At 31.7% G+C, this 11559-nt stretch carries 8 protein-coding genes and 5 pseudogenes; 5 read left to right on the forward strand and 8 right to left on the reverse strand.

Going from position 1 to position 11559, the window contains the following annotated elements:
* Nucleotides 1–6: 6 nt before the first annotated feature.
* On the forward strand, nucleotides 7–1119 hold the full coding sequence (locus tag ACW0JX_RS27310; protein ID WP_459245930.1) for an RNA-guided endonuclease TnpB family protein: 1113 nt from the start codon (nucleotides 7–9) through the stop codon (nucleotides 1117–1119).
* Between the two features lie 131 nt (nucleotides 1120–1250).
* Here the strand turns inward: ACW0JX_RS27310 and ACW0JX_RS27315 are convergent.
* Nucleotides 1251–1445: pseudogene (locus ACW0JX_RS27315) on the reverse strand (sigma-70 family RNA polymerase sigma factor); the annotation flags it as partial.
* Between the two features lie 210 nt (nucleotides 1446–1655).
* On the opposite strand from ACW0JX_RS27315, the gene ACW0JX_RS27320 reads away from it, so the two are divergent.
* The gene (locus ACW0JX_RS27320; RefSeq protein WP_050845109.1) at nucleotides 1656–1931 is read left to right on the forward strand and encodes a hypothetical protein; all 276 of its coding nucleotides are present in this window, start codon (nucleotides 1656–1658) and stop codon (nucleotides 1929–1931) included.
* 348 nt (nucleotides 1932–2279) lie between these two features.
* On the opposite strand, the gene ACW0JX_RS27325 is transcribed toward ACW0JX_RS27320, so the two are convergent.
* Complete coding sequence (locus ACW0JX_RS27325) at nucleotides 2280–3464, reverse strand: FtsW/RodA/SpoVE family cell cycle protein (protein WP_459245931.1); 1185 nt, start codon at nucleotides 3462–3464, stop codon at nucleotides 2280–2282.
* A 163-nt stretch (nucleotides 3465–3627) separates the two neighbouring features.
* Between ACW0JX_RS27325 and ACW0JX_RS27330 the strand changes: the two are divergent.
* Nucleotides 3628–3705: pseudogene (locus ACW0JX_RS27330) on the forward strand (IS6 family transposase); the annotation flags it as partial.
* Nucleotides 3706–3875: 170 nt separating this feature from the next.
* Here the strand turns inward: ACW0JX_RS27330 and ACW0JX_RS27335 are convergent.
* Nucleotides 3876–4532, reverse strand: coding sequence for a lysozyme family protein (locus ACW0JX_RS27335; protein WP_459245932.1), 657 nt, complete (start codon nucleotides 4530–4532; stop codon nucleotides 3876–3878).
* A gap of 168 nt (nucleotides 4533–4700) precedes the next feature.
* A pseudogene (locus tag ACW0JX_RS27340) lies at nucleotides 4701–5363 on the reverse strand (acyltransferase family protein); the annotation flags it as partial.
* 1268 nt (nucleotides 5364–6631) lie between these two features.
* Between ACW0JX_RS27340 and ACW0JX_RS27345 the strand changes: the two are divergent.
* On the forward strand, nucleotides 6632–8383 hold the full coding sequence (locus tag ACW0JX_RS27345) for a peptidoglycan D,D-transpeptidase FtsI family protein (protein WP_459245933.1): 1752 nt from the start codon (nucleotides 6632–6634) through the stop codon (nucleotides 8381–8383).
* Nucleotides 8384–8394: 11 nt separating this feature from the next.
* Here ACW0JX_RS27345 and ACW0JX_RS27350 read toward each other — a convergent pair whose 3' ends face one another.
* Entirely contained in the window at nucleotides 8395–9225 is an 831-nt protein-coding gene (locus ACW0JX_RS27350) for an anti-sigma factor (protein WP_089172193.1), read from the reverse strand.
* Nucleotides 9215–9748, reverse strand: coding sequence for an RNA polymerase sigma factor (locus ACW0JX_RS27355; RefSeq protein WP_053564459.1), 534 nt, complete (start codon nucleotides 9746–9748; stop codon nucleotides 9215–9217). The genes ACW0JX_RS27350 and ACW0JX_RS27355 overlap by 11 nt, the downstream gene beginning before the upstream one ends.
* Nucleotides 9749–10054: 306 nt before the next feature.
* Here ACW0JX_RS27355 and ACW0JX_RS27360 point away from each other — a divergent pair.
* Nucleotides 10055–10390 (forward strand): annotated as a pseudogene (locus ACW0JX_RS27360) (IS6 family transposase); the annotation flags it as partial.
* 115 nt (nucleotides 10391–10505) lie between these two features.
* Here ACW0JX_RS27360 and ACW0JX_RS27365 read toward each other — a convergent pair.
* Both ACW0JX_RS27365 and ACW0JX_RS27370 read right to left on the reverse strand, forming a co-directional pair.
* Nucleotides 10506–10655: pseudogene (locus tag ACW0JX_RS27365) on the reverse strand (6-phospho-beta-glucosidase); the annotation flags it as partial.
* A gap of 143 nt (nucleotides 10656–10798) precedes the next feature.
* On the reverse strand, nucleotides 10799–11542 hold the full coding sequence (locus ACW0JX_RS27370) for a lipoprotein BA_5634 family protein (RefSeq protein ID WP_459245934.1): 744 nt from the start codon (nucleotides 11540–11542) through the stop codon (nucleotides 10799–10801).
* Nucleotides 11543–11559 lie beyond the last annotated feature (17 nt).

Genomic DNA, 11559 nt, shown 5'->3' on the forward strand with positions numbered 1-11559 from the left:
AATGATATGACAAAGCAGAATAAAGCATATAAATTCCGTTTGTATCCAACAGAAGACCAAGCACATCTTATGCGTAAAACCTTCGGTTGTGTACGTTTCGTGTATAACAGAATGTTAGCTGAACGGAAAGAAGCGTATGAAAAACATAAAGATGATAAGGATCAACTAAAGAAACAAAAGCTTCCCACTCCTGCAAAATACAAAGCAGAATTTGAGTGGTTAAAAGAAGTGGATTCATTAGCTTTGACAAATGCTCAACTAAACTTGCAAACTGCCTATAAAAATTTCTTTCGTGGTCAAAACGACTTCCCAACATTCAAAAGCAAAAAAGACAGAAAGTCTTATACAACGAATGTAGTGAACGGAAATATTATGTTGCTTAACGGTCATATCAAATTGCCAAAACTGAAAATGGTACGTATCAAACAGCATAGAGAAATACCACAAGGCCATATAATCAAATCATGTACGATTTCTATGACACCTACTGGTAAATACTATGTGTCCATTTTGACTGAATACGAAAAAGAGATCGTACAAAAAGAAGTAGAAACAGTTGTTGGATTAGACTTTGCGATGGATCAATTATACGTCAGTTCTGAGGATGAGAGAGCCAATTATCCTAAGTTCTATCGTGAAATGTTAGACCGATTAGCAAATGCTCAACGAGTATTATCAAGACGTACAAAAGGTTCAGGGCGCTGGAATAAACAACGTATCCGTGTAGCTAAGCTGCATGAAAAAGTAGCAAACCAACGTAAGAACTTCCTTCATCATAAGTCTAAAGAGTTAGTTACTCATTTTGATGTTGTAGCTATTGAAGATCTAAATATGAAGGGAATATCGCAAGCACTTCATTTTGGAAAAAGCGTCGCTGATAATGCTTGGGGTATGTTCACTTCTTTCTTAGCTTACAAACTAAATGAACAAGGCAAACAGCTTGTGAAAATAGACAAATGGTTTCCTTCCACAAAAACATGTAGCAGTTGTGGAAATGTGAAAAATATGCCATTGTCTGAGCGAGTCTATTCTTGTATATGCGGTGTAAATCTCGATAGAGATTATAACGCAGCTATCAATATCAAAAATGAAGCAATACGCCTATTGGCGTTAGCATAGATAGCAATAAAATAACCCTTGGAACAAGGGAGTTAGCTCGGCTGTCTTAGGACGAATTCGTTAGCTACCAAAAGTAACGACTAACCGAGAAGCCCCCACTTCAAACAGTCCGCTAGGACGTTAAGTGGCGTGTAGTTCACGATTGATTTCCATAGTTGAAAGTAAACCTCATTTACAAATTCATTTGTTTCATAACCATTTTTAACTATAGCAAATACGGTGTCATATATTCACTGAATTGTTAAATCAAATATATATTCAAAATCTTCTTCGTCACCGGATAACAGACGGTCTATCCAGTTGCTTATGTTGTCATTACTAGCCAAACAGGCAACCTCCTTAAAATTGATTTCACTATATATATTGGACAGTAACCATGATAAAGTTCCAAGTTTGATAAAAAATATATATTTATCATCTCTTTAGAAATATATAGATTACGTTAAGCAATTAGGCTGGTGTAAATTCCACAAAATCCAATGTTTCCCATTTAAATATGATAGAATAGAAAGATATCTAAAGAGGAGGAAAAACTACTGAACTCAAACACAAAACAGTTTATTTATGATATCCAGAAAAGAAAGAACAATTATATGGAAGATGTATTAACAGCAATACAACACCCTAAAAAAGAGCAATCTGTACAGGTCATTCAAAATATAGTAGAGAAGATGGATATGATGATTAGTTTAGTTACTACCTATATGACTATTGAAACAGAATCTATGAAAGAATTAAAAGAACTTCAGGAAGAAATTATCCATGCTCAAGCTTATATTCAAAAACGAAAATTTGAAGAAACACAGAGATAAAACCCTGTGTTTTTATCCAGCAGTCTATGACGCCAATCTTTTATGAATCAAACTAGATGTAATTTGATTCTCAATTTAACTCGCGTTATGGAGTTTTGAGAATCCCTTAGCGTATAAAAACGTTAAAATGTGCGTGCTCCCCCTTTGTAACCTTAAAATTCATTCCAGCAATTCCTTACAACGTATATTTATATATGCAAACTCTAATTACAGACAAAGGGAGAAGAATGTTTATTATTCTCCTCCCTCGGTCTATTAACAATACTTGATTATAGCTCTGTAACCTTTTTTATTCATCACGTATTATTCTACGAATAGTTTAAGGTATAAGTACTTCTTATTTGATATTTAGTGCTGATTCACTGAAAACATATATTCTTTGTATGTTTTTCGTGTGGATAAAATAAGCCCCATCATTAACATGTTCGAAAATAAAGAGCTTCCTCCATATGATAAAAATGGAAGTGCAATACCTTTGACAGGCATTAATCCCACAATCATACCGATATTTTGAAAAAATTGTAACATTAGAACGCCTACAATTCCTGCACATAGTAAGGTGCCGAATAAATTATCTGCGGAATTACCAATTATAAGTATTCGGGAAAGCATTAAGAAGAATATACATATTATAAAAGTGGCAACTATAAAACCGCCTTCTTCGGCAATTGTGGCAAAAATGAAATCAGTATGTTTTTCTGGAATATAAACATTTCCAGAACCGAGGCCTTTTCCTTCTATCCCCCCACTACCAACAGCTAAAATTGATTGTTGAGTTTGATATCCCTGATCTGTATGCTGAAATGGATCTAACCAGCCTAAAATTCGCGATTGTTGATGGGGCTTTAATAAAGTAACTAACTTATTGAAGAAAATATCTGGATATTTTACGTATATAAATATTAAAGCAGACAATACAGTCATCGGAATTCCTGCACATAGTACGATTAACTTTTTTTGGATTCCTGACATAAATATAATACATGCAATGGCTGCTATATATAGGAACACCATTCCCGTATCGGGTTGACTATATACAAGTAACGCAGGTGGAATAGTTATCAAACATATTTTACCAATCAAAAGTAAATCAGTTTGAAATGTCCGTGCTATATACTGTGCATTATGTTTTACGACTAAACTTGCGGCCAGAAGAATTAAGGCAAGCTTAAAAAATTCAGCTGGTTGAATAGCACCAATAATTGGAAATCTAAACCATCTTTTTGCCCCTAATATTTCAGGTGTAAAACTTGACACTGGTAATACCTTTAAAATGATAATTGAGATGAACCCCACAATATAAATCGGCCAAGCTAATTTTTGTAATTGATCTAAATCGATATTGGCAACAATTAATAATAGAACAAAACCTATGGCGTAATTTACCATTTGTTTCATAGCAAAATTTTGGTTACCATATTGCCCGGTTTGCTGACTACTGTATATTGCAACAATACTGGTGATACATAATATGAATAAAATGAATATTAGTTTCTTATCTAATTTTTTTAAAAAAACTATTTTCCCCACCATTTCAACCCCCTAGACATTGTGGTATTTACTTTTTATAGGAACTATCCTGTTTTTTATGTGTACATTAACATTCATTAATATAATTTTACAATAATAAGGAGATATTGAACATTCTCAAAATTACCCATACTGATGAGGCTACTTTAAAAGGTGACTGATTAGTGTGGATAAGGAAAGTTTATTTAAATGGAGACATTATGAGCCTAATATTATTTTGTTGAACGTGAAATGGTACCTACGGTAAAACCTAAATTCTCGTTACTTGGTGGAGTGCTTTTTAAGTCCTGCCTACTTTGCATGAGTCAATCCAAACTCATCTGAACCAAGCATGTAGTCAGACCATTTTTAGAATACGGGTATCACTATGACCTAGTTTAATAAATACCTCACACGAATCCTAAAATTCTTACATTATAATTTTTCTGAATTACTCTTTGAATTTTTTTGGAGAAGTTCTTCAATAAGCTTTGCTTTTTCATTCACCCTTGTTGCATATGTGAAATCACCATAACAATATGGATACCTAAAATTTTTTTTATTTCCACCACAAGTGTACATCTCTGGATTTTGATCAACTTTCATCTTAGAAAAATTTTTGGCCGAGTCTTCCGAGTGTTGTTTAACTTCTTGACTAGCAATAAAATCAATATACCCTGGTCCCATATTATAGCTTTGAATAATTGTCTCCATGCTAACATCTTTTTCCGTTCCATATTTGTACATTTGAGCAAAGTGTTTGACCCCTTGTTCAATGCTCAAGCTTGTCTCTTGAATTTCATTTGGCTTTAATCCCAGTGATTCAGAAGACTGCATAGGGTCGTTTCCCTCACCTCTACTCTCTTGGTACATAATTCCTAATAAAACTGCTGTTTTACCTTCTAAATTATATTTTTCTAATTCTCTTTTCACGGTTAGCTCATATTGCAATAAACGTTGTTCGGTAGCAATCGCTTTATTTCTTTGAATATTGGTTTTATGCTTAACATAAAATATTACAGACATGGTTCCTAAACCTAAAATACTAATAAAGAATAATATAATAAATCGTTTTTTAATCGTATGCTTCATACATTGCTCCTCCTCCTATAAAAAATCCGTACCTCTTTGGACTCAAAATTATTTTTTTAGGTGTAAAGTTTAATATAGGAATTTAAAGAAAAAACAACCGCCTGAATTGGAGGTTTTTTCAAAGCGGGTTATTCTTTGAATCGTTTCCGTACCCCTACAAATGTCACACTTTTTTTTGAACTTTGCTGTCCTTTGTTTTGCCCAATTGATACATTTCTTTTCAATTAAATGATACGATACTATAGAACAAAGTATTGTCATTGTAATACATAAGATAAGAAGGAAAAGGATAGGTATTTTTGTATACAAAAGTTTAAATAGTACCATCATGATTGGAAAATGACATAAATAGATACTATATGAAATTTCTCCTAAGTATACAAATACACTCTTATTTAAAATTTCTTTTACCTTTAGATTATTCATGGCCATTATAATCAGTATACTAACGCCAATTACGACACCCCAATCCTTAAATAGGAAAGCCGTATCACTACGAGAAATCAGCAAAATTCCAGTAGAGTATACATATAGAAAGATTCCTAGTGTGATAAGAAGATTTCTTTTTAAATTTTTCATATTTCTATATAAGTGGGTAAGTTTTTCCTGATGCTTAAAAAGTAACATTCCGACCATAAACATAGATGTGAAATGCAGTGTATCGGCATAACCATTATAAAATCCCTCAGCTTTCCCAATATGCAACATATTAAGGAAAATACCAATTAAAGAAAAGCTCATAGCAAACAGTATTGTTTTCTTCCAACTCTGTTTATAAAACAGAAGGAATAACAAGGGAAACACGATAAAGATGCGCATTTCTTGAGCTAATAACAAAAATGTCCGATTACCACTGTAATAGCTGCTAATCCCCGTATAGAATCTAACTCTTTTATTCTCTTACTCATAAAGTCTTCTCCTTGTAAATTGTAGATTTTACTGTTAATAAAGGCCACTATACTAGTGTAGTGGGAGAATTGTACATATATACGTATAGGATAGAAGGAACTATTAAAATAAAAAGTAGGGTAAACTTTAAATTTTTGAACTCTTTTTTTTAGGTAATCTAACTTTAAATATTGTTCTTATCACATTACTTTTAGCAGAAATCACCCCATTATTACTGTTCGACTATATTTTTAGGATTACAATTAATAGACAATCTAAGTAATAAATTTGTTCCACAGTTACCAAAAATTAAACCATTGTGCCCCAATTGAATATCAAAACACACTGATAACTTAGTCTTTTTCTTTTTGTCTACTAAAAAGGGGTAAGACCCCCTCACAATCAAGCCAAGAAAAGCAAATACACAAAACAAGAAAATTTGCATCTCCAAATTATGTTATCATTAAACAAAAATGTCCAAATATAACTGTTATAGCCGCTAGTCCTCATTTGATTCTAATTCGTTTATTCTCTTACTCATAAGGTGTTCTCCTTGTAAATTATAGCTTTTGTTATTAATATAGATGACTATACTAGTGTAGTGAGTAAAGTAAATATATTTTGTTTACTTTTCTTTAAACTTCCGATATAAACACTACAGAAAATTGTGGATCTTTTAAAAGCATTTTTCATATTTATGCATAAATTATAGAATAAATATAGAAAGAAAAAAGAAATTTTATCTAAAAATTTTTTAAAGATTTTATTAAATTTATTGACTCACATAAACATATTTACGTATTTTAAAAGTTATTTTGCCGTTAATAAAAATCACCATACTAGCGCAGTTGGAGAATTGTACATATTGTGCTTATGTTTCGTTACATTCCTGATATAAACAGTACATAGTCAATCTGTGTATCTTTTGAAGAAAATTTTCGTATTTAATTAAGCATAAATTATAAAATAATAATCGTTAAAAATTTGTATTGTCTTTTAGAAAGCACTTTAAAACTGTTTTCTAAACCCTTGTTATAGTCTGTCTGACTCATATTAAACTTATAAATAGACTTGTTAGTAACTTTTCATGCTAATTATTCCTTTCTTCATGCTGTAATACTTAATAGAAAACCTAAGTAATAAGGTTGTTCCACATTTACAAAAAAAATAATTAACTATAAGATGAAATAGGCTACATAAGGGAGGGTTATATGTTACATACAAAAAGATGGAGATTTTTTGCGGTTCTTTCTATTGTAGGTTTGATTTTACTAATTTTATTAAAAATCAACTTCATTTCAATTACTATCGCAACTTCTTCAGCTGAAAGAGGAAAGATTTTTGATCAAAATGGTGTAATACTAGCTATAAATAAGAAAGTTAAGTCTCTATATTGCACTTCTAATGATAAAAAGCTATCGAAACAAGATGCATCAAACACATTAGCTTTTTTCAATCAATTTTCAAAAGAATTTCAACATGACATTTCGGCAGAGGACATAAAATCACAATTACAGCAATCTTGTAAAAAGCAAACTATGAATGATATACCGTTATACTCTGATATAACTGAGGATGAACTTGCATTCATAAACAAAAACAAACCTAATAATGTAATAATTGAAGACGAATGGATTCGATATTATCCTAAACAGGAAATTGGTTCACAGGTAGTTGGGTATGTAGAAAATGACCTTAATTCAAAGCATATGCTTGTTGGAAAAAGTGGGATTGAGCTGCAATATGAAAATGATTTAAAAGGAAAATCAGGAAAAACTCTTATTTTTAAGATTGGTAATAAAAACTTCTTCTGGAACATTCAAAACGTACAAAAAGGAAAAGATGTCCGGCTAACCCTAGACTCTAAATTGCAGCAAAAAGCAGAAGAAGCATTAAGATCGCAAATTAAGAAAACACCTGATGCTAAAGCTGGTTATGTTGTAGTCACCGATGTAAAAACTGGCGCAATTTTAACTATGGCCAACTCGGCAGTATTTAATCCAAATACACATGTATCATCTAAAAATGAAAACTTTAAATCACTTTCGCAAAATAAAGCAATTCGAAAATTAAAGTATGGTGAATCTTATGTAAATATGGCTTCGACTATAAAACCACTCACTATTTTGATTGGATTAAACGAAAAGCTTTTTCAACCTGAAGATACTTATTTAGATAAAGGTACTTTTCAGTATGATAATCAAAATAACATTACGAATGCACCTGGAACGCCAACAGGTGAGATTACACCGAGACAGGCTATCATTAATTCATCTAACACATTTATGACAGCAAAAGTAGCTCTGCCCTTATTTAACCAAAATAATGGAAATATAGAAAAAGTGGCACATATATGGACAGATTATTTAATGCAATTTGGCCTACGTTCTAAAACCGGGATTGATTTGCCCTTTGAAGAAGACGGACAATATGAATTGCATCCATCTAATAAATTTGAAAATGGGATTTCTGCTTTATTAAATGCCTCTTGGGGAGGAAATGAAGTGCATACTCCTCTTCAACTCGCTCAATATGCAGCAACTTTGGCAAGTAAAGGTGATAAATACAAACCTCAAATTGTAGGTGCTACTATTGGTCAAGACGGTAAGGAAACAAAAAAGTTTAAACCAATTTTAGAAAGTTCAAACCGTTATCCTATGGAATTTTGGCGTGTCGTGCAAGGTGGAATGAGTCAAAATATAGAAGAGATTAAAAATTTACCTTTTCATGTCGCAGGTAAAACGGGTAGTACAGGTTCTCCCAATGAGCAAGAAAGAATGATAAATCATTCTCTTTTCATTTCATATGCTCCTACCGAAGATCCACAAATCGCCATTTCTGTCGTTATTCCTGGTAGTAATTCAGAACAAAACATCGCTGCTCTCGTTACAGCAGAAGTTTTAGCGTTCTGGCATACACTTCAAAAAGAGAATAAAAACAAAGAGGAAGGTTCATTAAAGTGAACCTTCCTCTTTTACCATATAGAATCTATATTTATTATTTTCCATATACCTTCATTATTCTTTTCGAGCATAAATGAATATTTAATATCAGTTAAAACGTACTTTTTTTGTACATATCCAGTAGTATCACCGTTAATAGTCGATATTTTTATATATCTATCATTTTGCACTTTTTCCGGGATCCAAGCTTTTACCATTTCATTAGATACTTCATATAAAACTTTTGATTCTCGTTTTGGTTCAGCTAAAATTTTCGTTTTGTTTCCAGTAACAGTTGCATATATATAGTGTTCTTGCTTTGATTGATTACTTTCTGTCATTCCACTTGGCACTTTGTAAACTTTCTTCTTATCATTTACAAATTCTCCCCCCATCGCAAGGGCAACTTGCAACTCATGAAAAATATCTTCATCAAACTTCAATTCATCCTTCTTATAACTCTTCCCTTTAAATAGAACTTCATCATTTAACGCTTTATACAGGTCATTTTCATTTTTTGAATTTGTGCTTTGATATAAATCATTCATAAATTGTTTTAATGATGGATCTTGAGCAGATTCATCTTTTGTTTTAGGCTTAATTTGAGTACTACTTTCTACCGGTGATTTATTATCATCCGGCCAAGGTTGTTGAACAATAAAAAATAACATTGTACAAACCAACACAACTACAACAGGCAATACTTTTTTACGAAATGGTCTCTTATTTGTTACAGAATCCACTTCACTATTTTGATATACCGATTGCTTTATTTTATAAATAAATTCTTCTTCATCTTTCCGATGCTCCATTGGGCCTTTTTTCAATTTACTATACCAGTCAGGATTTTTTTTACTGTTCATCACTACTACCCTCCCCTATTAGTTTTGAAACTTTACTTCTCGCTCTACTTAATCTCGATTTTACAGTTCCAATGGATACCCCTAATGTTTCAGCCATTTCTTCATAAGATAATTCATATTTTGCGTCCAATATAATTATTTCACGGTGCTTTTTAGGTAGTTTTAATACAACCTTCCACACTTCATTCATCTCTTCTTGGTTAAAAAATTCTTGTTCTGCTGACAGGGATTGCTTATCGTCACTAAAAAATCCTATTAAAGATATCCTTTTAAAATAGGAGGATTTCAAATAGTTTATTGCCGTATTTCTTGTGATTTTTAATATCCACGTTTTAACAGATGACTCCTTTCGAAATGAATTCCAATTTTTAAACACCTTTATAAATACATCTTGTGTGATATCATCTGATAAGTGTGGATCTTTCGTAATAATAAATGAATAATTCCATACATCTTGCCAATAGTCTTTTATAACATAGTCCAGCTCATCATGATTACACTTTTCAATAAACGTCTGTTCCATTTCCACACCTCAAACTTATTTGAATAAACATAAAAACTGCCCTCACTTTTATTATGGTTTCAATATATAGACAAGATACAAGTTTCATTTGTTCCCTTGTTTATTTTTTATATTACCATTGTAATTAACGCCAATGGACAGTATAAAGTACACACTGTGAATAGATATAAAGACTAATTTAATTAAAGACAAGAATATCATTGAAATAAGCTGACGCGTTATGATTTTCATTCGCTCTCTTCCCCACTCACTTTTTCGAGATAAATAATTTATGATTGCATAGAAAGATAAGAAAAAAACGCTATCATTTCTCATACCATGATTATGCGTTGGTTTCATCAGTATGGACCTAAATTGGACAAACGAATTCGTCATCACCTGCAGCAAACCAATAATTCTTGGAAAGTTGATGAAACATATATAAAAGTTAAAAGACCATGGCTGTACCTGTACCGTGCTGTTGATTCGAAAGGAAGCACAATCGATTTTTGTCTAAGCAAAACAAGAGACCAAAAGGCTGCAAAGCACTTTTTCAAGAAAGCTTTGCGGTCTTTTTATGTTTCAAAGCCACGTGTGATAACAATCGATAAGAATCCGGCTTATCCTATAGCAATTAAACAGTTAAAAAAAGAAAAAAGCATCCGCTACGAATGCTTTCTCTAAAATATAACATAAGGTCTTCTTAACTGTTTTGTAAATAATTTCGCCTTATAGGCAGAATCTCTTCCGCACCCCTAATAGTCTAAAATGTTTTTTATCAAACAATAATTTCGCCATTTGTTTGAATTATATACTTATACCAATGAAACAAATCTTTTTTGTATCGTTTAATTGATCCATTACTTTCATTATCACGATTAACATAAATCATTCCAATCAATTTTTTCATTTCTAATTCAGTCTGTGAGCGTACTTGGTAAGTATTAAATTTTTTATTATGACTAAAAAATCAGGTCCACTTATTTGTGTCCTTAAAAATAATCATCTTTGAAAAATCAATAAATGATTTTTTCAAAGATGATTATTACGTTCTAAACTTTTTCTACTCTTTTACTTTTCTTTAATATTTACAAATTCAACGGCTCCCTTACCCTCAGTACCTAAAGCCGTATTCAATTTATTTATTTCCTTTATTAATTCTGGTTCTTTCCCCTGATTGACTAAATTAAGATTCCCAAAAGATTTATTAAAAGATAGAAATTGTCTTGTTTTTTCTTTCCCATTTATTTCTTTAAATAATGTATCATCTACAATTAATAGGATTTCATTGGATCCACCACGATATGGGGATAGCCATGCATCCCCTTTATATTGAACATTCATTTTTTTCTTATCAAATGTTAGTTCTTTCAAGTCTTTATATTCTTTATTTGCAAATATGATAGTTTCATCTTTTTCTATTTTGGGTAGCGAATCAAGAGAGTCTGAAGATAGAAGCCCCTCGTTATTATCCCTTTCACGTATAAGTCCCTTCTTATTCATTTTTTCAGCAGTTGTTCTACTAATAAATAGTAAATTACTAGTAGCAGTATCCATAGAATCCCCCAAATTAGTCGGTAGCTTTATGTCGAGTGTGTTATTATCTATCGTCCCTTCTTTTAATTGATATAGGTCTTGTGAGCTTGTTATATCTTTGTATGAGTCAATTATAGAGCTTCTTGTTTGTTCGTTTATCGCTCCTACTTCTATTGAAATTCCATTTGCTGGAGAGTCTTTTGTACCAAATAATGAACATGCTCCTAACATGGTAATCGAAATACTAGCTACTATTAATAATCCAATTCTTTTTTTCAATCTATATTCTCCTTCTT

Source organism: Bacillus sp. C-3-6 (genome assembly GCF_054509685.1).